Source organism: Sphingomonas sp. SP5 (genome assembly GCF_058313455.1).
The window spans coordinates 56,557-78,942 of record NZ_JBZFLF010000001.1 but is presented as its reverse complement, the minus strand read 5'-3'; the positions used below and the strand labels follow the sequence as shown (position 1 = coordinate 78,942).

At 69.7% G+C, this 22,386-nt stretch carries 18 protein-coding genes; 12 read left to right on the top strand and 6 right to left on the bottom strand.

Annotated elements, in window-relative coordinates:
• Nucleotides 1-162: 162 nt before the first annotated feature.
• The gene (locus AC4GY7_RS00290) at nt 163-651 is read right to left on the bottom strand and encodes a nuclear transport factor 2 family protein (RefSeq protein ID WP_491111334.1); all 489 of its coding nucleotides are present in this window, start codon (nt 649-651) and stop codon (nt 163-165) included.
• A gap of 83 nt (nt 652-734) precedes the next feature.
• Here AC4GY7_RS00290 and AC4GY7_RS00285 point away from each other — a divergent pair, with 83 nt between their 5' ends.
• Nucleotides 735-1,157, top strand: a complete 423-nt coding sequence (locus tag AC4GY7_RS00285) for an endonuclease domain-containing protein (protein WP_491111332.1) — start codon at nt 735-737, stop codon at nt 1,155-1,157.
• Nucleotides 1,158-1,174: 17 nt separating this feature from the next.
• Here AC4GY7_RS00285 and AC4GY7_RS00280 read toward each other — a convergent pair whose 3' ends face one another.
• Both AC4GY7_RS00280 and AC4GY7_RS00275 read right to left on the bottom strand, forming a co-directional pair.
• On the bottom strand, nt 1,175-2,770 hold the full coding sequence (locus AC4GY7_RS00280) for a carboxyl transferase domain-containing protein (protein WP_491112061.1): 1,596 nt from the start codon (nt 2,768-2,770) through the stop codon (nt 1,175-1,177).
• Nucleotides 2,771-2,916: 146 nt separating this feature from the next.
• Nucleotides 2,917-4,083, bottom strand: a complete 1,167-nt coding sequence (locus tag AC4GY7_RS00275) for an isovaleryl-CoA dehydrogenase (protein WP_491111331.1) — start codon at nt 4,081-4,083, stop codon at nt 2,917-2,919.
• A 92-nt stretch (nt 4,084-4,175) separates the two neighbouring features.
• On the opposite strand from AC4GY7_RS00275, the gene AC4GY7_RS00270 reads away from it, so the two are divergent.
• The 9 genes from AC4GY7_RS00270 to cobA all read left to right on the top strand — a co-directional run bounded on the left by AC4GY7_RS00270 (nt 4,176) and on the right by cobA (nt 16,059).
• Nucleotides 4,176-5,072: a LysR family transcriptional regulator gene (locus AC4GY7_RS00270; protein WP_491111329.1), complete on the top strand. Its 897-nt coding sequence runs from the start codon at nt 4,176-4,178 to the stop codon at nt 5,070-5,072.
• Between the two features lie 9 nt (nt 5,073-5,081).
• Nucleotides 5,082-5,663, top strand: a complete 582-nt coding sequence (locus AC4GY7_RS00265; RefSeq protein WP_491111327.1) for an ANTAR domain-containing response regulator — start codon at nt 5,082-5,084, stop codon at nt 5,661-5,663.
• On the top strand, nt 5,660-6,886 hold the full coding sequence (locus tag AC4GY7_RS00260; RefSeq protein WP_491111326.1) for a CmpA/NrtA family ABC transporter substrate-binding protein: 1,227 nt from the start codon (nt 5,660-5,662) through the stop codon (nt 6,884-6,886). The genes AC4GY7_RS00265 and AC4GY7_RS00260 overlap by 4 nt, the downstream gene beginning before the upstream one ends.
• A 398-nt stretch (nt 6,887-7,284) precedes the next feature.
• On the top strand, nt 7,285-8,520 hold the full coding sequence (locus AC4GY7_RS00255; RefSeq protein WP_491111324.1) for a nitrate/nitrite transporter: 1,236 nt from the start codon (nt 7,285-7,287) through the stop codon (nt 8,518-8,520).
• Nucleotides 8,521-8,526: 6 nt separating this feature from the next.
• The gene (locus AC4GY7_RS00250) at nt 8,527-9,735 is read left to right on the top strand and encodes an alginate export family protein (RefSeq protein ID WP_491111322.1); all 1,209 of its coding nucleotides are present in this window, start codon (nt 8,527-8,529) and stop codon (nt 9,733-9,735) included.
• Complete coding sequence (gene nirB, locus AC4GY7_RS00245; protein WP_491111321.1) at nt 9,732-12,215, top strand: nitrite reductase large subunit NirB; 2,484 nt, start codon at nt 9,732-9,734, stop codon at nt 12,213-12,215. The genes AC4GY7_RS00250 and nirB overlap by 4 nt, the downstream gene beginning before the upstream one ends.
• Nucleotides 12,212-12,550 (top strand): nitrite reductase small subunit NirD, encoded by a 339-nt coding sequence (nirD, locus tag AC4GY7_RS00240; protein WP_491111319.1) that lies wholly within the window; start codon nt 12,212-12,214, stop codon nt 12,548-12,550. The genes nirB and nirD overlap by 4 nt, the downstream gene beginning before the upstream one ends.
• A 142-nt stretch (nt 12,551-12,692) precedes the next feature.
• On the top strand, nt 12,693-15,281 hold the full coding sequence (locus tag AC4GY7_RS00235) for a molybdopterin-dependent oxidoreductase (RefSeq protein WP_491111317.1): 2,589 nt from the start codon (nt 12,693-12,695) through the stop codon (nt 15,279-15,281).
• Complete coding sequence (gene cobA / locus AC4GY7_RS00230) at nt 15,271-16,059, top strand: uroporphyrinogen-III C-methyltransferase (protein ID WP_491111316.1); 789 nt, start codon at nt 15,271-15,273, stop codon at nt 16,057-16,059. Before AC4GY7_RS00235 ends, cobA begins: the two co-directional genes overlap by 11 nt.
• On the opposite strand, the gene nhaA is transcribed toward cobA, so the two are convergent.
• The gene (gene nhaA / locus AC4GY7_RS00225) at nt 16,014-17,402 is read right to left on the bottom strand and encodes a Na+/H+ antiporter NhaA (RefSeq protein ID WP_491111314.1); all 1,389 of its coding nucleotides are present in this window, start codon (nt 17,400-17,402) and stop codon (nt 16,014-16,016) included. The genes cobA and nhaA overlap by 46 nt on opposite strands.
• A gap of 259 nt (nt 17,403-17,661) precedes the next feature.
• On the opposite strand from nhaA, the gene AC4GY7_RS00220 reads away from it, so the two are divergent.
• A complete protein-coding gene (locus AC4GY7_RS00220; RefSeq protein ID WP_491111313.1) occupies nt 17,662-18,174 on the top strand; it encodes a Ros/MucR family transcriptional regulator in 513 nt (170 codons plus the stop codon).
• A 55-nt stretch (nt 18,175-18,229) separates the two neighbouring features.
• Here the strand turns inward: AC4GY7_RS00220 and AC4GY7_RS00215 are convergent, their stop codons facing one another.
• Nucleotides 18,230-19,042, bottom strand: coding sequence for a sialate O-acetylesterase (locus AC4GY7_RS00215; protein WP_491111311.1), 813 nt, complete (start codon nt 19,040-19,042; stop codon nt 18,230-18,232).
• 163 nt (nt 19,043-19,205) lie between these two features.
• Here AC4GY7_RS00215 and AC4GY7_RS00210 point away from each other — a divergent pair, with 163 nt between their 5' ends.
• Nucleotides 19,206-19,523: a DMT family transporter gene (locus tag AC4GY7_RS00210; RefSeq protein WP_491111310.1), complete on the top strand. Its 318-nt coding sequence runs from the start codon at nt 19,206-19,208 to the stop codon at nt 19,521-19,523.
• A gap of 63 nt (nt 19,524-19,586) precedes the next feature.
• Here AC4GY7_RS00210 and AC4GY7_RS00205 read toward each other — a convergent pair whose 3' ends face one another.
• Nucleotides 19,587-22,355 (bottom strand): TonB-dependent receptor, encoded by a 2,769-nt coding sequence (locus AC4GY7_RS00205; RefSeq protein ID WP_491111309.1) that lies wholly within the window; start codon nt 22,353-22,355, stop codon nt 19,587-19,589.
• Between the last annotated feature and the right edge of the window lie 31 nt (nt 22,356-22,386).

The following is a 22,386-nucleotide window of genomic DNA, read 5'->3' as shown; positions in this document are numbered from 1 at the left end:
GGTCGGATGAGGCGTGGAAGTTGGCGAAGTTTACGGCACGTGCGCGTCGGAATCGGGGTCCGGCGGGCTGCGGCGCGGGGATCGGGAGGCGTGCGGCGGGGGCGTGAAGCGCGGCCATGCCCCCGCGGTATAGCCGAGGTGCCGCGGTGTAGGACAGGCGCATCAGGCGGGGCATCCGGTGGTGCGGTGCGAATAGGTGACGTTGAGGATCCTCCACCCGCCTGCCCCTGCTGGTCCGCGGACGAGATCGAACAGATTGTAGCCGCAGTGCGACAGCTTGCCGTCCACGGTGACCGTATAGGATGCCCAGACCATGGCGACATCGCCGTCGACCTCGATCGCCGGTTCGCCGAGGCGTTCGCTGACCCTGGCGGCATCGGGCCTCAGCGCAGCGGCGAAATCCGCCCAGCGCTGGGTGCGGCGCTGGGGCGTGCCGTCGGGCGCGGTGCGGGCGGCGGTGACGGTGCCTTCGGGCAGCGTCGCGGCGAGCACGGCGGCGCCATCGTTGCGCTCCAGCGCGGCGAGCAGCGCGTTAACCGGCGCCATCACCGCCACCGCATCGGGATCGGCATAGGGCAACGGGTTGGCCGGCGGCAGCGTGTCCGCCGATTGCAGGGCGAGGAGAAGGGGGAGAGAGGCGGCGGGCATCATGAAACGGCCTTTCGTGCTATCGTCCTCCCTGCGCGCAGCGCGGGGAGGGGGACCGCCCGGCGAAGTCGGGTGGTGGAGGGGCCATGGCGATACCGAGGAAACCAGGCGCGACGGTGCGACGGTCGCGTCGATTGCGACGCGAAATGTCTCCCGCGGAAGTCGCTTTGTGGTGCGAACTGCGCCAGCGGCCCGCAGGACTCAAATTCCGGCGACAGCATCCCGCCGGTCGTTTTTCCATCGATTTCTTCTGTGCGGCGGCGAGGCTGGCGATCGAAGTGGACGGCGAAGCGCATGATCGTGGAGAGCAACCCGCACGTGACGTCGAACGAGACCGGTGGCTCGCGGAACACGGCATCCAAACAATGCGCGTGCCAGCTGCGCTGGTGTTTCGGGAGATGGTGAATGTGGTGGCGGGTATAGTGGCCGCCGCAAATGCGCGGCTGCCCCTCCACCACCGGCCTGCGGCCGGCGGTCCCCCTCCCCAAGCGGAGCTTGGGGAGGAATAGGCGCGCGGCCCCTCCCCTCACATCCGGAACAGGCCGAAGGACGGCCGTTCGGGGATTGGGGCGTTGTGGCAGGCGGCGAGCGACAGGCCGAGGACGTCGCGGGTCTGGGCGGGGTCGATGATGCCGTCGTCCCACAGGCGCGCGGTCGCGTACCAGGGGTTGCCCTCGTCCTCATACTTGGCGCGGACGGGGGCCTTGAAGGCTTCGGCTTCCTCCGGCGTCCAGCGGTCGGCTTCGCGGTGGACGGTGGCGAGGACGCTGGCCGCTTGCTCTCCGCCCATCACGCTGATCCGGCTGTTGGGCCAGGTGAAGAGGAAGCGGGGCGAATAGGCGCGGCCGCACATGCCGTAATTGCCCGCGCCGAAGCTGCCGCCGATCAGCACGGTGATCTTGGGCACGCTGGCGGTGGCGACCGCGGTGACGAGCTTGGCGCCGTGCTTGGCGATCCCCTCCGCCTCGTAGCGGCCGCCGACCATGAAGCCCGAGATGTTCTGGAGGAACAGCAGCGGCACGCGGCGCTGGCAGGCGAGCTCGATGAAATGCGCGCCCTTCTGTGCGCTCTCGCTGAACAGCACGCCGTTGTTGGCGAGGATGGCGACGGGCAGGCCGTGGATGGTCGCGAAGCCGCAGACGAGCGACGCGCCGTACAAGGCCTTGAACTCGTGAAATTCCGACCCGTCGACCAGCCGGGCGATCACCTCGTGCACGTCATAGGGCGCGCGCACGTCGTCGGGGACGATGCCGTAGAGGTCCTCCGCCGGATAGAGCGGCGCGCGCGCGGGCGCGATACCGGGCCCGGTCTGTTCGGGCAGCGTCGCGACGATGTCGCGGACGATGGTGAGCGCATGATCGTCGTTTTCGGCGACGTGGTCGACAACGCCCGAGCGGCGGCCGTGCGTCTCCGCGCCGCCCAGGTCCTCCGCCGAGATGACCTCGCCCGTCGCGGCCTTCACCAGGGGCGGGCCGGCGAGAAAGATCGTCCCCTGCCCGCGCACGATGATCGTCTCGTCCGACATCGCCGGGACATAGGCGCCGCCGGCGGTGCAGCTGCCCATCACGCAGGCGATCTGCGGGATGCCAGCTGCGGACATGTTCGCCTGGTTGAAGAAGATGCGGCCGAAATGCTCGCGATCGGGGAATACCTCCGCCTGGTGCGGCAGGTTGGCGCCGCCGCTGTCGACGAGGTAGATGCAGGGCAGCCGGTTTTCCTGCGCGATCTCCTGCGCGCGCAGGTGCTTCTTGACGGTCAGGGGGTAATAGGTGCCGCCCTTCACCGTCGCGTCGTTGCAGACGATCATCACCTGCCGGCCGGAGACGCGGCCGATGCCGGCGATGACGCCGGCGCCGGGGACCTCATCGTCGTAGAGGCCGTGGGCGGCGAGCTGGCCGATCTCGAGCAAGGCGCTGCCGGGATCGAGCAGGCGTTCGACGCGCATCCGGGGGAGCAATTTGCCGCGCGCGGTGTGGCGGTCGCGTGATGCCTCGCTGCCGCCGCGGGCGGCGCGGGCGACATCGCTGCGCAGGTGCTCGGCGAGCGCGCGGTTGTGCGCGGCGTTGCGCTGGAAGGCCTCGCCGTCGCGGGTGACGGTGGTGGCGAGAGCGGGGCCGATCAGATCCTCCCCGGCACGGGGAGGTGGCACGGCGCAGCCGTGACGGAGGGGGGCTTCCGCAGGCATTGCGCTTGCGGCACGCCCCCTCCACCATTCGCTGCGCGAACGGTCCCCCTCCCCGTGCCGGGGAGGAATGCAAGGCCCCCCCCTCACTGTGCCACCTTCGGCGCGGCGCCGATGAGTTCGCGGCCGATCAGCATGCGGCGGATTTCGTTGGTGCCGGCGCCGATGTCGAGCAGCTTGGCATCGCGCATGAAGCGTTCGACCGGCCAGTCCTTGGTATAGCCGGCGCCGCCCAGCGCCTGGATCGCCTCCAGCGCGACCTTCACCGCATTCTCGCTCGCGTAAAGGATCGCACCCGCCGCGTCGAAGCGGGTGGTGCGGCCGGCGTCGCAGCTTTTCGCCACCGCATAGACATAGGCGCGCGCCGAATTGAGCGCGACGTACATGTCGGCGATCTTGGCCTGCATGAGCTGGAACTGGCCGATCGGCTGACCGAACTGCTTGCGCTCGCGCACGAAGGGGACGACGACGTCGAGGCAGGCCTGCATGATGCCCAATTGGATGCCGGCGAGCACCGCGCGCTCGTAGTCGAGGCCGCTCATCAGCACGCCGACGCCGCCGTTTTCCGGACCCATGACGTTTTCGGCCGGCACATGGCAGTCGTCGAACACCAGTTCCGCGGTCGGCGAGCCGCGCATGCCCATCTTGTCGATCTTCTGCCCGATGCCGAAGCCGGGCATGTCGCGCTCGATCAGGAAGGCGGTGATGCCGCGGCTCCCTTCTCCGGTCTTGGCATAGACGACCAACGTATCGGCGTAGGCGGCGTTGGTAATCCAGAACTTGGTGCCGTTGAGGATGTAGCCGCTGTCGGTCTTCGCCGCGCGCAGCTTCATCGACACGACATCGGAGCCGGCGCCGGCTTCCGACATGGCGAGGCTGCCGACGTGTTCGCCGCTGACCAGCTTGGGCAGGTACTTCGCCTTCTGCTCGGGGTTGCCCCAGCGGCGGATCTGGTTGACGCAGAGGTTGGAATGCGCGCCGTAGCTGAGGCCGATCGAAGCCGACGCGCGGCTGACCTCCTCGACCGCGACGACATGTTCGAGATAACCGAGGCCGAGACCGCCGTATTCCTCCTCGACGGTGATGCCGTGGAGGCCGAGCTCGCCCATCGCCGGCCACAGTTCGTCGCGCGGGAACCAGTCGTCGGCGTCGATTCTGGCCGCCAGCGGGGCGATGCGGTCGGTGGCGAAGCGCCGCGTGCTCTCGCGGATCATGTCCGCCGCCTCGCCCAAGGCGAAATCGAAATCGTTCAAGGCATCCGCTCCTGTCTTTGACCAGTGCGATAGCACAGCGGGGCGGTTGGGTAAAAATCGACAGCGCGCGCGGCGACCTATAGATGGCATCTATGATCGACCGCTATCTGATCCGCTATTGCCTGGCCATCGTCGATCACGGCAGCTTTTCCGCGGCGGCGGCGCAGTGCCGGGTCACGCAGCCGACGCTGTCGGCGGGCATCGCCAAGCTGGAGGCGGCGCTGGGCCAGCGGTTGTTCGATCGCAGCACGCGGCGGGTGCGGCTGACCGACGCGGGCGCGCAGTTCGCGCAGCATGCGCGCGGCATCGAGGCGGGCTTCGTCGCCGCCGAGCGCGCCGTCGCCGCGGCGCCGCCGCATATGCTGATCCGCATCGGCGTCGCCCCGACGCTGCCGACGCGCTGGCTGGCGGCGGCGCTGCGCGCGGCGCGCGGCGCGGGCGGCGACGAGCGGATCGAGATCGTCGAGGGCCGGACGAGCGAATTGCAGGCGAAGCTGGACCGCGGGCGGATCGACGCCCTGCTGGTGGCGACGGCGGACGACGGCGGCCTGGCGGAGGTGATCGGCCGCGACCGCTATGGCGTGGCGATGGCGCAGGACCATCCGCTCGGCCGTGGCACGGCGGTGTCGGCGGAGGAGATCGGCGCGGAGACGATGATCGTCCGGCGCCATTGCGAGGTGCTGCCGCTGGTCAGCCGCTTCTTCACCGCGCGCGGCATCCGCCCGTTCATGGCCGCGCGCACGGTGAGCGAGGATCGCGCCGCCGCCTATGTCGCGGCGGGGCTGGGCATCACCGTGATGCCGCGCAGCCTGGCTGGGCCGGGGATCGCAATGCTCGACCTGCGCGGTTTCGACCCGGTGCGGCGCATCGGCCTCAGCGTGCCCGAAGCGGCGCTGCCGCGGCTGCGGCGCAGCGCCGGGTATGCCGCGCTGCTCGATACGCTGCGCCGACACGCGGCCGACTTGGATTCATGCTGCAAAGCGGCATAATCACCCGCCATGCGGATCGCGATCATCGACACCAGCACGACGCGCGCGGCGATCATCTCCGACGGCCTGCGCGAGGCGGGGCTCGGCGACCTCGCGCTGATCGATCCCGGCGGGCCGCTGCTGGCGCAGCTGGAGGCGGCGCGGCCCGAGGTGGTGCTGGTCAACCTCGAAAATCCCAGCCGTGACGTGCTGGAGGATTTCTTCGCGATGAGCCGCGCGCTCGCCCGCCCGATCGCGATGTTCGTCGACCAGAGCGATGCCGAAGCGACGGCGGCGGCGGTGGATGCGGGCGTCTCCGCCTATATCGTCGACGGCCTTGCCAAGCAGCGGATCAAGCCGGTGCTCGACCTGGCCGTCCGCCGCTTCCAGGCCTTTGCGCGGTTGCAGAGCGAGTTGGCCGAGGCGAAGAGCGCGCTCGCCGACCGGCAGGCGGTGGACCGTGCCAAGGCGATCCTGATGAAGCGGCGCGGCCTCGACGAGCCTGCCGCCTATGCGCTGCTGCGCAGCCATGCGATGCGATCCAACCGGCGCATCGCCGAGATCGCCGAGGCGATCGTCACCAGCGACGCGCTGATGGGAGAACTGCCGTGACGCTCCCCCCCGATCGGCCGACGTTCCGCATCGGCTTCCTGCCGCTGGTCGATGCCGCGCTGCCGATCCTGGCGCGCGAGCAGGGCTTCGCCGCCGCGGAAGGCATCGCCATCGCGCCGGTGCGCGACATGACCTGGGCGACAGTGCGCGACCGGCTGCTGTATGGCCATACCGATGCCGCGCACCTGATCGCGCCGCTCGCCATCGCGACGACGCTGGGACGCGGGCGGCCGGCGGTGCCGCTGGCCGTGCCGTTCGTGCTGGGGCTGAACGGCAATGCGGTGACGCTGTCAACGGCGCTGGCCGAGGCGGTGGCGCTGGATGCGGAACTCGCCGATCCGGTGGCGCTGGGCGCGCGGCTGCGCGCCGTGGCGCTGGCGCGGGCCGCGGCGGGCGCGCGGCTGCGCTTCGGCGTGGTGCATCGCTATTCGAGCCACAATTACATGCTGCGCTATTGGCTGGCGGCGGTCGGCATCCGGCCCGATCGCGACGTGGAGATCGTCGTCACCAGCCCGCCCTTCGCCGCCGACGCGCTGGCGGCGGGCGAGGTCGACGGCATCTGCGTCGGCGAGCCATGGAACAGCATTGCGGTGGATCGCGGCGTCGGCCGGATCGCGCTGGTGACCGCGCAGATCTGGCGGCGCGGGGTGGAGAAGGTGCTGGCCCTGCGCGCCGACACGGCGGCGGAGCGCGGCGACGAGGTGGCGGCGCTGATCCGCGCGCTGCACCGGGCGGCCGCGCATTTCGTCGCGCCCGATACGGCGGAGGAGAGCGCGGCGATCCTGTCGCGGCCGGAATATTGCGATGCCCCGGCGGCAACGATCCTGCGCGCGATCACCGACCGCGTGCGGCTGATGCGGGCGGGCGCGGCGCTGCACGTCCCCGACTTCATGTTCCAGTATCGCGAGGCGGCGAACTTCCCGTGGCGCAGCCAGGCGGCGTGGCTCTATTCGCAAATGACGCGCTGGGACGGGACGCCGTTTTCGGCCGAGGAGGCGAAGGCGGCGGAGGGGGTGTTCCGGCCGGACCTGTATCGCGCGGCGCTGGCGGGATCGTCGGCGACGCTGCCGGGGGCGAGTTCGAAGCTGGAAGGGTCGATCGCCGCGGCGACGGGTGTCGGGGCGACGCAGGGGCGGCTGATTTTGGGAAGCGACCGGTTCTTCGACGGGCGGGCGTTCGATCCGGATGAGATACCGGGGTATCTGCGGGGGTTGGAGGGGTAGGTCCGTTCGCCCTGGTGTTTTGACGCTTCTGCTTCCAGTCCGTCATCCCGGCGAACGCCGGGACCCATGGAGGCACGCGGCTGATGGTGTGCGACTCACGGGCCGCTGGCGTCCATGGGTCCCGGCGTTCGCCGGGATGACGGTGGAGGGGTCAACTTTGCTGCGGGTGCGAAATGGGCTTGCGCCTTGCTCGCGAATCAGGCAGCTTCCCATGCGTCGGGCAAGGGTGCCGGACATGAGATAGACGCGGTGCCGGTCCAACGGGGGGCCGGTATCGCGACGACGGATCTGGCGTGAAGCCGGTCCGCCGACGGCAACGAAGCCGCCAGGATGCTGCCAGCGATGGCCGTCGTCCTGGCGGCTTTTTCTTTGTCTTTTCGCCAAGGGGACACGCGGGCATGGCAACGGCATTTTGGGACGGCAAGAGCGAGGCACGCAGCGGCTTCTGGGCGAGCGGGCACACGCCGACGCTGATCGCCGCATTCCTGTATTTCGACCTCGCCTTCATGGTGTGGGTGCTGCTCGGGCCGCTGGCGCCGGAGATCGCGCGGACGCTGGCGCTGACGCCCGCCGAAAAGGGGCTGATGGTGGCGACGCCGACGCTGGCGGGTGCGGTGCTGCGCGTCGTCAACGGGCTGCTGGTCGACCGGATCGGGCCGAAGACGGCGGGGGCGATCAGCCAGGTGATCGTCATCGCCGGCCTCGCCGCCGCCTGGGCGCTGGGAGTGAACAGCTTCGGCGGCACGCTGGCGCTGGGGGTGATCCTGGGCTTTGCCGGCGCTTCCTTCGCGATCGCGCTGCCGCTCGCCAGCCGCTGGTATCCGCCCGAACACCAAGGCAAGGCGATGGGCCTTGCCGGCATGGGCAATTCGGGAACGGTGCTCGCCGCGCTGTTCGCCCCTGCCCTCGCCAAGGTCTTCGGCTGGAATGCGGTGCTGGGCCTTGCCTGCCTGCCGCTCACCGCAGTGCTGGTCGCCTATTGGCTGATGGCGAAGGATGCGCCCAATCCGCCGGCGCCCAAGAGCTTCGGCCAGTATCTGACGCCGCTCGGGAGCGCCGATGCCTGGTGGCTGATGGGCTTCTACGCGGTCACCTTCGGCGGGTTCGTCGGGCTGGCGGCCAGCCTGCCGATCTATTTCACCGACCGCTTCGGGCTGACGACGATCCAGGCGGGCTATTGCACCGCGGCCTGCGTGTTCGCGGGGTCGCTGGTGCGGCCGATGGGCGGCGCGCTCGCCGATGCGGTCGGCGGGGTGAAGGCGCTGACCGCGGTGTTCGCCATCGCCGCGCTGGCGCTGGTCGGCGTCAGCATGGCGGGAAGCGTCGAGGCGGCGCTTGGCTGTTTCGTGCTGGCGATGCTCGCGCTCGGCACGGGCAATGGCGCGGTGTTCCAGCTGGTGCCGCAGCGCTTCGCCCAGGAGATCGGGGTGATGACCGGGCTGGTCGGCTTTGCGGGCGGTATCGGCGGCTTCTATCTCGCCTCGTCGCTCGGCCTTGCCAAGCAATGGACGGGCAGCTTCGCGCCCGGGTTCCTGATCTTCGCCGGTCTCGCACTGGCGGCGCTCGCCGGCCTCACGCTAGTGAAGCGGGGATGGCGTGCGCGCTGGGGCGCCGCCGCGACCGTACGGATCTGAACCACCATGCGTCTGACTTACGCCACCCTCCTGCCCGTCCTCACCTGCGCCGCGGTTCCCGCTGCGGCGCAGACGATCACGCCGCTGGTCGAGGCGCGGCTGCGCCACGAGCATGTCGAGCAGGGCGGCCTGCCCGAGGATAGCGATGCGGTGACGGCGCGCATCCGCAGCGGCGTGCAGGTGACCGACGGGCGCTGGTCGGCGCTGGCCGAGGCGCAGGGCAACCTTGCCATCGTGCCCGACTATTTCGACGGGCTACACGGATCGGCGACGCAGCGGCCGCTGATCGCCGATCCGCAGAACATCGCGCTCTATCGCGCGCAGCTGCAATATCGCAGCCCGGCGCTGACCGTCACCGCCGGGCGGCAGCGGATCGCGCTGGAGGACGAACGCTTCGTCGGCGCGGCCGGCATCCGCAACAACGGCCAGACCTTCGACGCGGTGCGGGCGGAGGTGACGCCGGTGAAGGGCGTCAGGGCGGACGTGACCTATGCCTGGGGCGTCCGCACTGTCTGGGGCATCGACGGCGCCGGCACGCGCCAGCAGGCGGTGAGCGGCAACAACGTGTTCGCGACGCTGGGCGTGGCGACCCCGGTGGGGACGCTGACCGGCTTCGCCTACCTCGTCGACCAGGACGAGGCGATCGTGCAGGGCTATCGCCTGTCGAGCCAGAGCTATGGCGCGCGGCTCGCCGGGAGCCGCGCATTCGGCCGGACGGTGGTGACGTGGCAGGCGAGCCATGCCCGCCAGTCCGACTATCACCGCAACCCCAACGAGTATGCCGCGAGCTACTGGCTGGCGGACGCCGGCGTCGATTTCGGCGGGCCGCGGCTCGGCGGCGGCTACGAGGTGCTGGGCGCCAGCAAGGGCATCGCGCTCACCAGCTTCCAGACGCCGCTCGCCGCGGTGTTCAAGTTCCAGGGCTGGACCGACCGGTTCAACCCGACGCCGCCCGACGGGGTGCGCGACCTCTACGCCAGCGCGGGCTGGGGCTGGAAGCAGCTCGGGCCGCTACAGGCCGTGACGCTGGTCGCCGCCTATCATCGCATGGAGAGCGACCGGCTGGTCCGCCACTATGGCGACACGCTGAACCTGCTCGCGCAGGCCAGGGTCGGCCGCCGCACCACCGCAAGCATCCGCTACGCCGATTACCAGGCCGACCGCCTGTTCACCGACGTGCGCAAACTCTGGCTCCAACTGGACTGGACCCTATGACGCAACACTCGCCCATCACACCCGACGCCACCGTGCGGGAGCATCTCGTCGTCATCGGCAACGGCATGGCCGGCTGCCGCGCGGTGGAGGAGCTGATCGCGCGCGATCCGCACCGCTATCGCGTGACGATCTTCGGTGCCGAACCGCATGTGAACTACAACCGTATCATGCTGTCACCGGTGCTGGCGGGCGAGAAGAGCTTCGACGACATCGTCATCAACGACCTCGCCTGGTATGCGGGCAACGGCATCGAGCTGATCGCGAGCGACCCGGTCGAGGCCATCGACCGGACGGCGCGGACGGTGACCGCGCGGTCGGGGCGGACGGTCGGCTACGACCGGCTGCTGATCGCGACCGGGTCCGACCCCTTCATCATCCCGGTGCCGGGCAAGGACCTGCCCGGCGTCATCAGCTTTCGCGACATGGCCGACGTCGACCACATGCTGGGCGCCGCCGAGCGGGGCGGCGATGCGGTGGTGATCGGCGGCGGGCTGCTCGGGCTGGAGGCGGCGCACGGGCTGACCCTGCGCGGCATGAAGGTGACGGTGATCCACCTGATGCCGACGTTGATGGAGCGGCAGCTGGACGAAGCGGCGGGCTGGCTGCTGAAGCAGGCGCTGGAGGCGCGCGGGCAGACGATCCTGACCGAGGCACATACCGCCGCGATCCTAGGCGATACCAGGGTCCAGGGCGTCCAACTGAAGGATGGCACGGTGATCCCGGCGAGCCTCGTCGTCATGGCGGTCGGCATCCGCCCGTCGGTGGCGCTGGCGCGCAGCGCGGGGATCGAGGTGGGACGCGGCATCACGGTCGACGACCATATGGTGACCAGCGATCCGCGCGTGCTGGCGGTCGGCGAATGCGTCGAGCATGACGGCACCGTCTATGGCCTCGTCGCGCCGCTGTGGGACATGTGCCGGGCGCTCGCCGACGGCCTGACCGAACGGCACAGCGGCTATCGCGGGTCGGTCACCTCGACCAAGCTGAAGGTCGCCGGGCTCGACGTCTTCTCGGCGGGCGACTTCGCCGGCGGCGACGGGGCGGAGGACATCGTGCTGCGCGACGCATCGCGCGGGGTCTACAAGCGCGTGGTGGTGCGCGGCGACAAGGTGGTCGGCGCGGTGCTGTATGGCGATACCGCGGACGGCGGCTGGTATTTCGACCTGCTGAGGCGCGGCGAAGACGTGTCCGCCATCCGCGACATGCTGATCTTCGGCCAGGCCTTCGCCGCGGGAGGCGGCGCGGCGGACCCTAAGGCGGCCGTTGCGGCGCTCTCCGACGAGGTGGAGATCTGCGGCTGCAACGGCGTCAGCAAGGGGCAGGTCGTCGCCTGCATCGCCAGGGGCGCGCACAGCCTGGATGCGGTGCGGGCCGGGTGCAAGGCGTCGGCGAGCTGCGGGTCGTGCACCGGGCTGGTCGAAAGCATCCTCGCGCTCACGCTCGGCGACGAGGTGCAGGCAGGACCGAAGACGCTGTGCAAATGCACCAGCTTCGGCCACGACGACGTGCGGCGCGAGATCGTCGCGCAGGGCATGCGATCGATCCCCGAGGTGATGCAGCGGCTGCACTGGACGACGCCCGACGGCTGTTCGTCGTGCCGGCCGGCGCTCAATTACTATCTGCTCTGCGCGCTGCCCGGCGACTACAAGGACGACCAGCAGAGCCGCTTCGTCAACGAGCGGCTGCACGCCAACATCCAGAAGGACGGCACCTATTCGGTGATGCCGCGGATGTGGGGCGGCCTGACCAACCCCAAGGAGCTGCGGGCGATCGCCGACGTGGTCGAGAAGTTCAACGCGCCGATGGTCAAGGTGACCGGCGGCCAGCGGCTCGATATCTTCGGGATCAAAAAGGAGGATCTGCCCGCGGTCTGGGCGGACCTCAACGCCGCCGGGATGGTGTCGGGCCACGCCTATGGCAAGTCGCTGCGCACGGTGAAGACCTGCGTCGGATCGGAATGGTGCCGGTTCGGCACGCAGGATTCGACCGGGCTGGGCGTCAAGGTCGAGCGGATGACCTGGGGCAGCTGGATGCCGCACAAGTTCAAGATCGCGGTCAGCGGCTGCCCGCGCAATTGCGCCGAGGCGACGATCAAGGATTTCGGGATCGTCTGCGTCGACAGCGGCTACGAGCTGCACGTCGGCGGCAATGGCGGCATCAAGGTGCGCGCCACCGACCTGCTCTGCCGCGTCGCCACCGAGGCGGAGGCGATGCATTACTGCGCCGCCTTCATCCAGCTGTACCGCGAGGAGGCGCGCTATCTGGAGCGCACCGCGCCGTGGATCGAGCGGGTCGGGGTGGATTATATCCGCGAACGCATCGCCGACGATGCCGAGGGCCGCGATGCGCTGGCGGCGCGCTTCCTCCATTCCCAGTCCTTTTCGCAGGACGACCCCTGGGCGGCGCGTGTCGGCGGCGTGGATCGCGAACAGCATGCGCCGATGGCGGTGTTCACTCCCAGGGAAGAGGTGCTGGCATGATCGGCGAATGGCTCGATATCGGCTGGATCGACGAGATCCCGGTGCGCGGCAGCCGCACGGTGCAGGTGGCGGGCGGCGACGACATCGCCGTGTTCCGCACCGGCGAGGGCAAGGTGTTCGCGTTGCTGGACCGCTGCCCGCACAAGCACGGGCGCCTCAGCCAGGGGATCGTACACGGCGGCGCCGTGGCGTGTCCGCTGCATAACTGGAGGATATCGCTCACCACCGGCGAGGCGCTGGGCGAGGACAAGGGCTGCACGCCGGTGGTGCCGGTGAAGGTGAGCGGCGGGCGGGTGCTGATCTGCCGGACCAGCGTGCTGCAGGCGGCGGCGTGAGGTGCGGCGCGATCCTCCCCGGCTTGGGGAGGGGGACCGCGACGCGCAGCGGCGTGGTGGAGGGGGCGATCCACAAGAGGCATCGCTCGCGGAAGCCCCCCTCCACCAGCTTCGCTGGTCCCCCTCCCCGTGCCGGGGAGGAATGATGAGCACGCGCACCACCTGTGCCTATTGCGGTGTCGGCTGCGGGATCGTCGCGACGCCGACCGGCGCGCGGACGGCGACCATCGCCGGCGATCCCGACCATCCGGCCAACCGCGGCCGGCTGTGTTCGAAGGGCACGCACCTCGGCGAGACGATCGCGCTCGACGGGCGTTTGCTGACGCCGATGATCGGGCGCAAGCGCGCGTCCTGGGACAAGGCGCTCGATCTCGTCGCCCGCCGCTTTCGCGAAACGATCGCGCGGCATGGGCCGAACAGCGTCGCCTTCTACGTATCGGGCCAGTTGCTGACCGAGGATTATTACGTCGCCAACAAGCTGATGAAGGGGTTCATCGGCTCGGCCAACATCGACACCAATTCGCGGCTCTGCATGGCGAGCGCGGTCGCCGGTCATGTGCGGGCGTTCGGCGAGGACGTGGTGCCGGCGAGCTACGACGATCTCGATGCCGCCGACCTGATCGTGCTGGTCGGCAGCAACACCGCCTGGTGCCACCCGATCGTCTACCAGCGCATCCGCGCGCGGTGCGCGGCGGGGGCGAAGCTGGTCGTCATCGATCCGCGCCGCACCGAAACGGCGGAGGAAGCGGACCTGCACCTTGCCATCCGGCCGGGCAGCGACGTCGCGCTGATGCAGGGGCTGCTCGCCTGGTGTCGTGCCGCCGGGGTGGTGGATGACGCCTATCTGGCGCGCCATGTCGCCGTGCCGGAGGATTTCTGGGCGTTTGCCGGGGGCAGCGACCTGTGGTCGACGGCGCGCGCCTGCGACGTGGCGGCGGATGACCTGCGGCGCTTCTTCGACCTGTTCGTCGCCAATCCGCGGACGGTGACGCTGTTCAGCCAGGGGGTGAACCAGTCGCTGGCCGGCACCGATCAGGTCAATGCGATCCTCAACGTCCATCTCGCGACGGCGCGGATCGGCACGCCGGGTGCGGCGCCCTTCTCGATCACCGGCCAGCCCAATGCGATGGGCGGACGCGAGGTCGGCGGGCTCGCCTCGTCGCTGGCGGCGCATATGGATTTCGCGCCGGAGAACGTCGCGCGCGTCGGCCGGTTCTGGGCGGCGCCGAACATGGCGACGAAGCCGGGACTGAAGGCGGTCGACCTGTTCCGCGAACTGGGCCGCGGCCGGATCAAGGCTTTGTGGGTGATGGCGACCAATCCCGCCGTGTCGATGCCCGATGCCAGCCGGGTGCGCGAGGCGCTGTCCGCCTGCCCCTTCGTCGTGGTCAGCGACGTGATAGAGACGACCGACACCAGCGTCCACGCGCACGTCCGGCTGCCCGCCGCCGCCTGGGGCGAGAAGGACGGGACCGTCACCAATTCCGATCGCACGATCAGCCGCCAGCGTGCCTTTCTGGCGCTGCCCGGCGAGGCGAAGCCCGACTGGTGGATCGTCAGCGAGGTCGGCCGGCGGATGGGGTGGAAGACCGCCTTTCCCTATGAGCGGGCCGCCGACGTGTGGCGCGAGCATTGCCGGCTGTCGACCTATGAGAACGAGAGTACGCGCCTGTTTGCGTTGCCGGGCCAGGCCGCGATCGGCAATGCCGCCTACGATGCGATGCCGCCGTTCCGCTGGGGTGGCACGCCGTTCGCCGACGGACGCTTCGCGACGCCCGATGGCCGCGCGCGGCTGGTGGCGGTGGCGCAGAAACCGCTGGCCCCGCCCCTGTCCGATTGGCCGATGACGCTGAACACCGGACGCTATCGCGACCAGTGGCACAGCATGACGCGGACCGGCCTGTCGCCCAAGCTCGCGCGCCATCGCGAGGAGCCGCTGGTCGAGGTGCATCCCGACGATGCCGCCGCGCTGGCGCTGACCGACGGCGGCCTGGCGCGGGTGGCGACGCCGCAGGGCGGCAGCCTGTTCCGGGTGCGAGTCACCGATGCGCAGCGGCGCGGCGAACTGTTTACGCCGATCCACTGGACCGATCGGACGTCGACCGGCGGGCGCACCGGCCTGCTGCCGCGCCCGCTGGCCGACCCGATCTCCGGCCAGCCCGGCTTCAAGGCGACGCCGGCACGGATCGCGGCGGTGGCGACGACGTGGCGCGGCTTCGCGATCCTGGCGGACGAGGTGGCGGCGCGGCCCGACTGCCTGTGGGCGACGCGCATCGCGGTGCCGTGCGGAACGCTGTGGGACCTGGCGGGCGACGGCGATCCGGCGGCGCTCGATGCGCTGCTGCCGGCGGGCGAACGGCTGGAGGCGATCGACGCCGCCCGCGGCACGCGGCGGATCGCGACCTTGCGCGACGGCCGCCTCGCCGCCGCGCTGTTCGTCACCCGCGACGGCAGCCTGCCGCCGCGCGACTGGCTGGTGGCGCAGCTTGCCGAGGCGCAGGCGGCGCCCACGCTGCTCGCCGGGCGCGCGCCGGGGGTGCAGGTGGACCGCGGGCCGATCGTCTGCGCCTGTTTCGATGTCGGACTGACGACGATCCTCGCCGCGATCGCCGAACAGCGGCTGACCGATGTCGCCGCGATCGGCGGCGCGCTGAAGGCGGGCACCAACTGCGGGTCGTGCCGGCCGGCACTCGCCCGCATCCTGCAGGACGGACGCACCCATGCCGCATGACGTCATCGCACCCGGTACGGTCTGGCTGGTCGGCGCCGGGCCGGGCGATCCCGATCTGCTGACCCGCAAGGCGGAACGGTTGATCGCCGCCGCCGATATCGTCTTCTACGACGCTCTGGTGGGGCCGGGCGTGCTGGCGCTGATCCCGGATCGTGCCGAACGCGTCGGGGTCGGCAAGCGGTCGGGCCGCCATTCCAAGGACCAGGGCGCGATCGACCGGCTGATCGTCGCGGCGGCGGTGGCGGGCAAGCGCGTCGTGCGGCTAAAGGGCGGCGACCCCGCGGTGTTCGGCCGCGCGACCGAGGAGATCCACGCCTGCGCGGCGCAGGACATTCCGGTGCACGTCTGCCCCGGCATCACCGCGGCAAGTGCGGCTGCGGCGTCGGGCACCCTCTCACTGACGTTGCGCGGCCAGGCCCGTACGCTGACGCTGGTGACCGCGCATGCACGCGGGGCGGAGTCGCTCGATCTCGACTGGCAAGCGCTGGCGCGGCCCGACGCGACGCTGGCGGTCTACATGGGCCGCGCGGCGGCGGGCGAGGTGTCGGGCCAGCTGATCCGCGCCGGCCTGGCGGCGGATACGCCGGTGGTGGTGGCGGTCAACGTGTCGCTGCCCGACGAGCGGCTGATCCATGGGCGGCTGGATGCGCTCGCCTTCCTCGTGCGGGCGATCGGTGAGCGCGATCCCGCGCTGCTGCTGATCGGCGCGGCGATGGGGCAGCGCCCGCCCGCCTACGACCGCTCCGCCGGCGCCGCCGCCCTCCAGAAGATCGCATAGCCGAACAGGCCGGAGATCAGCGAGGCGACGAGGATGGCGAGCCCCGCCTGCTCGGTCTGGACCGGATCGGCGAAGGCGAGTTCGGCGATGAACAGCGAGATGGTGAAGCCGATGCCGGCGACCCCGCCGATGCCGAGCACCATCCGCCAGGTGACGCCTTCGGGCAATTCGGCATGGCCGATCCGCGTCGCCGCCCAGGTCGCGCCGAGGAACCCCAGCGGCTTGCCGAGCGCCAGGCCGGCGACCACGCCGAGCGCGAGCGGCGAATGCACCGCCTCGCCGATCAGGTCCGCCGAGAAATGGATGCGCACGTTCGACAGCGCGAACAGCGGCAGCACCACATAGGATACCCAGGGCGTCAGGACGCGGACCAGCCGCTCCGCCGCCTCGTCGGTCGCCGCCGCCATCTCGTGGATATAGCCCAGCCGGACCTGCGCCTCTTCGCGCGCCTCTTCGGCCGCGGTCGGATCGGGCGCATCTTCGGCGGCAGCGTGCGCGGCCTTGAACTCGTCGACCGGGCGCTGGACGCGCTCGGCGAAACGCCCTTCCGACAGGCGCGAACTGGTCGGCAGCAGCAGGCCGACGGCGACGCCTGCTATGGTCGGGTGGATGCCCGATCCGAACACGCCGATCCACACGATCACCCCCAGCAGCACATAGGGGATCGGCGCCACCCAACGCACCCGCAGCAGCGCCAGGATGCAGGCGTAGGCGATCCCCGCCGCGAGCAGAAACCACAGGTGGATTTCCGCCGTATAGGCGACGGCGATGACGAGCAGGCCGAAGACATCGTCGATCGCGGCGAAGGCGAGCAGCACCGCCCGCACCGCAGCGGGCAGGCGCGTGGTGAACATCGCGACGATCGCCAGGCTGAACGCGGTATCCATCGCCGCGACGACGCCCCAGCCATGCTGCGTCGGCGTGCCGTAGTTGAAGGCGAGGTAGATGCCGACCGGCACCACCAGCCCACCGATCGCGCCGGCGACCGGGAACACCGCGGTGCGCAGCGAGGCGAGCGAGCCCTTGACGAATTCGCGCTTCACCTCCGTACCGATGATGAGGAAGAACAGCGGCATCAGCGCATCGTTGATCCATTCCGCGGCCGGTCGTGCGATCGCCCACGCGCCGTAGCTCACCCGCACCGGCCGATCCCACAGCCGGATATAGTCGGCGCCCCAGGGCGAATTGACGATGACCAGCGCGATCACCGTGGCGATGAGCAGCGGACCGCCCGACACCTGGCCGATGGCGAAGAACGGCTCGATCTTCTGCAACAGCTTCGCCGCCGGGGAATGGTGCGCCCGCGCCGCAACACGCCCGGACAGGCGGGGGGTGAGCGCCATGATCGTGTATTCTCCTGCGATTCGATCAGCATACGGTCGAGCGAGCGCGACGTTCCGCGGGGCTGAAGATCACCGATAACTATGTCAGCATCGGACGGGAAGCCACTGCCGCGGCCGTTCTTCACTATAGAACGATCACGTTCTCGATCACTGCGTTTCGAAATAGCGCTTTGACTTTCTCGCTCATGCAATCCTTTAGTGTGGTGCCGGCCGCTCCGACTATGGTTGGCAGAACCCCCGTACGATAAAGCGAGTGCCCATGAATACCGAGATCAATACGGTCGAGCTTGCCACCGAACTCACCATTGCCTGGTTGAGCAACCCCAATACACGTACCTCGGCCGACGACGTGCCGGCCTTTCTCCAATCGATGCATGCCGCGGTCGGCAAGCTGGCGAGCCCCGATGCCGCGGAGCCCGACCAGGGCACGCAGGAGCACACGCCCGCCGTGTCGGTGCGCAAGTCGCTGGCGTCGCGCGATCACATCATCTCGCTGATCGACGGCAAGCCCTACCGCACGCTGCGTCGCCACCTGTCGACGCACGGCCTGAGCCCCGACGACTATCGCCAGCGCTACGGCCTGCGTCCGGACTATCCGATGGTGGCGCCGTCCTATAGCGAGAGCCGCAGCGCGATGGCCAAGACTATCGGCCTCGGTCGCAAGGCCGGGCAGAAGGTCGAGCGCGCGGCCGGCGACGCCGCCAAGACGGCGCGCAAGGGCGGCAAGGCCGCATTGCAGGCCGCCAAGGACACGCTCGGCTCGGCCGAGTAACTGCGGTCGGGCGGCGCGTGCATCCGACGGTTCGCGCCGCCCTTCCCCCCTTCGTTCAGCGGTCGGCGGCGCGATGTTGCAGGCGGGTCATCGCCGCCGCGATGCGCCGGCCGAGCGCACGCTGTGCCGCGGTATCGAGATGCAGGCCGTCCGCCAATAGCGGCAGCCCCGCGGCGGGCACCAGCGCGACGCCCGGCAGATCGAGGCCGGCCTGCTGGCCCTGCACCGCCGCCCAGGCAGGAAAGCGCGCCGCGTTGCGATCGGGCCGATCGGCCAGCGTGACGACGACCGTCGGCAGCCGTGCAGCGCTCAGGTCGCGGCGGAATGCGGCGATCAGGGTCCGCATCCGGCCCGACCATCTGGCCGCCTGCGCCATATCCTGCGCATCCGTTTCCCCCTGATACCAGAGCAGCCCGGCCACCCGGCCGCCGGCCTGCCGGACGCGCTGCATGCAGGAGCCGTACAGCGTGTCGCGGCCCGGCGCCGGCGTCCATTGCGCCATGGATGATCCGCCCTTGGCGCAGGGCAGCAGCGCGATGCGCCGTCCCGGCACGCGCGGCAGGGCGCGAGCGAAGAACAGGCCGGGGCCGACCGCCGCCTTCGCGTCCGCCGACACCGGATCGCTCTGGCCGGCCGCATCGTCGAGCGGCTCGCGTGCCGGTTTCCACCGGCCGTCGTTGCCGTAGAGCAGGATGGCGGGGTCGACCGCGCGCTCTGCCTCCGTCAGATCGGCCAGCGCGCCGCGGCCCGACATGTTGGATTGGCCGGCAAGGATGTAGACGTCGACCGGCGGTCCGGCGGGGACCGGCGCGGCGCCGGCGAGCAGCACGGCAGCGCCGAGCGCGAACGGGAATGGCAGATGCGTCACCCGGGCGATAATTCCATATCGGCGATCGATCGGGAAGCCATGCTTGCCGAACGCCCCGCGCCCGGGGTAACGGCGCGCTGCGGCGACCATGTTCCCGCCTCCCCTGTGGAGCGTCAAGACCGGGACGGCCCGGCAGCACTCGCAATCCGTGGAGGCTGCCGTCATGGCATGGATCGTTCTCATCATCGCCGGCCTGTTCGAAATCGTCTGGGCGACCGCGATGAAACAGTCGCACGGCTTCACCCGGCTCTGGCCGAGCGTCATCACCATCGCCGGCATGCTGGTAAGCTTTGGCCTGTTGTCCTGGGCGATGCGCGCGTTGCCGCTGGGCACCGCCTATACCGTCTGGACCGGCGTCGGCGCGGTCGGTGCCTTTACGGTCGGCGTGCTGATACTGGGCGAGGCGATGACGCCGCTGCGGCTGGTCGCGGCGCTGCTGATCGTCGGCGGCCTGGTGCTGATGAAGCTCACCGCCCCCTGAAAAAAAGGGGCGGCCTCCCGCGCACGTGAGGCCGCCCCCAGGTGGGAGGAAGGGGTCAGGAGATCAGAAGCGGACGCGGGCGCCGAATGCGTAGCGGCGTCCGGTGGTGCGATATTCCTTGGTCCGGCTTTCGACCGTCGAATAGATGAACTCGTTGGTATCGGTAAGGTTGAGCGCCTCCGCCATCAGTGAGACATTGTCGGTGAGCGCGAAGGAGATGCTGCCGTCGAGCTGGCCATAAGGGGCGAAATATTCGGGGTCGCCGTTGCGCCCGCTCGCCACCTGCAGGAACCGGTCGCGCCAGGTATAGGCGAGCCGCGCCTGCAACAGCCCCTTTTCGTAGAAGCCGACGATCGTGTAGCTGTTCTTCGACAGCCCTTCGAGGCCGTAGCTGACGCCGGTCACCGCGTTGGTGTAATTGGCGCTGCTTTCGGTGCGGGTATAGCTTGCTTCCGTGCCGAAGCCGCTGAGCAGGCCGGGCAGGAAATCGAACACCTGGCGATAGCCGACCTCGACGCCCTTCACCGTCGCGCCCTGCCCGTTGGTCGGCTGCGTCACCTGGAAGGTGACCTGATCCACCCGCTGCGGCGTGGTGCGCAGGCTGACGAAGGAGTCGATCGACTTGTAGAAGGCGGTCGCCGACAGCAGGCCGAGACGCGAGAAATAATATTCGAGGCCGAATTCCGCCTGCGAGGCGCGGAAGGGCAGCAGGTCGGGGTTGCCGCGGCGGATCGTCTCGTTGCCGGGATTGGTCTGGATGCTCTGCGCCGGCGACAAATCGGTGAGCGTCGGCCGCGTCATCACGCGCGAGGCGGCGAAACGGGCGACGAGCTTGGCGGTGAGGTCGAGCCGGATGTTCACCGAGGGCAGGAAGTCGGTGTAATGGCCGGCGAAGCTGACCGGGACGACCGGGCTGACCTGGATGATGTTCTGCCCGAGGCCATTGGGCCGTGCGCTGATGATCGTGCGCGCGGCGCCCGATGAGGTGAAGCGGGTGTCCTCCACCCGCAGGCCGGCGTTGGCGGCGATCGGCAGGCCGAGGAATTCACCCTTCATGTCGAGCATCGCATAGCCCAGCCACACCCGCTCGCTGACCCGCGAGCTCTGCGAGGGATCGTAGGTCGGGTCGACGAACAGCGAGCGGCCGTCGGCGGTGCGATAGTCGCGCAGCGCCTGCACCAGCGCGGCGGGATCGTAGTCGATCCAGTCGCGCACGATGTTCGCCTCCTGCTTGGCGAAGAAGCCGAGGCTGGTCGGACGGAACAGCGACGAGGGCAGCGGGTAGTAGATCGTGCCGCCGCAGAAGGCGCATTGCCCGGCGAATGATTGCGCGGTGGTATCCACCGTCTTGATGCGGCGCTGGCGCGACGCGCCGACGCTGATCGCGACCGGGCCGCCATTGTCCCACTTGCCGTCCAGCTTGTATTCGAGCGTATCATCCTTGCGCTTGTCGCCGCCGACGATGAAGTAATGCGCGCCGATATGCGTCGTATCGACCGGCGCGTTGGGATAGGCGGGGCTGGAGAAATCGTAATCGTACAGCGGGCTGCCCGAGCGCCGGTCATAGGACATGGTCATGCCGGTGCGGCGGATCGTCGTGAAGTAATTGTCGTCGCGCACGTTGGTCTTCGCCGCCGAATAGGAAGCGTCGAAGGCGATACGAAAATCGCCCGTCTTCCATTCGAGGTTGGAGCCGATCTGATAGGTGTCGGAACGGCGCGGCGTCTGCTGGATGATCTCGTCGACGAAGCCGCCCTCGATCTTCTGATAGACCGCCGATCCGTTCTGCACGACCTGGTCGACGATGCGGCCGCCGCTGAAATCATAGGCGAGGCCGACGTAGCGATCGACCTGCCGCAGCCGCGAATAGAGGCCATCGACGGTCAGCGTCAGGTTCTCGACCGGGCGATATTGCGCGGTGCCGTTGAGGCCGAGGCGCTCGCGGTCGCGGAAGACGAAGAACGGCGACAGGTTGGACGGCATGTCGACGTTGGCGAACGGTGCGACGCCCGGGCCGGTGCGATTGTAGAAATAGTCGCCCGGGTTGATGCTGCTGCGCTTCACGTGGCCGGCACCGATGGTGAATTCGTCGCTGCGCTGCTTGCGGTTCTCGTAGGAGGCGACGAGCGCCAGGCCGAAGGTGCCGGCGGCATTGTGATAGCTGGCAAGGCCCGACAGCTCCGGCCCGACGTTGCCCGACATTTCGTTGTAGAAGCCACGCGCGCTGCCGGCGATCACCAGCGGCTTCTGGTCGAGCGGGCGGATGGTGCGGATGTTGACGGTGGCGCCGATGCTGGCGCCGTTGATCGCCGCGGTCGGGCTCTTGTAGACGTCGGCGCCGACGATCAGTTCGGAGGGGACGATATCGAAGCTGAAGCGGCGACCGGGATTGTCCGTCGCGATGACGCGGCCGTTGACGGTCACCGCGTTGAAATCGGGGCCGAGGCCGCGGACCGAGACGAACTGGCCGTCGCCGCGGTTGCGCTCGATCGTCACGCCCGGCACGCGTTGCAAGGATTCCGCGACATTCTGGTCGGGCAGCTTGCCGATATCCTCGGTAGTGATCGAATCGACCGAGTTGATGCTGTTGCGCTTGATATCGATCGACTGCTGGATGGTGCGGCGGATGCCGGTGACGACGATATCCTCGCCTTCCTGAGCCGCCGTGTCGATCGAGGACGGCGGCGAGGTGGGGTCGGCGGCAGGTGGCGTGGTCGTGGCCGGCACCTCCTGATTGGCCGGGCTGGTCTGTGCCGCTGCCGGCATCGCCAGCACCTGGGCCAGAACCCCGGTCGCGATCCCCGCCAGGATGTGGAGCGTCCTCGCCTTCATCGTCTATCCCCTCGTAGCGGCCGTCTTTGAC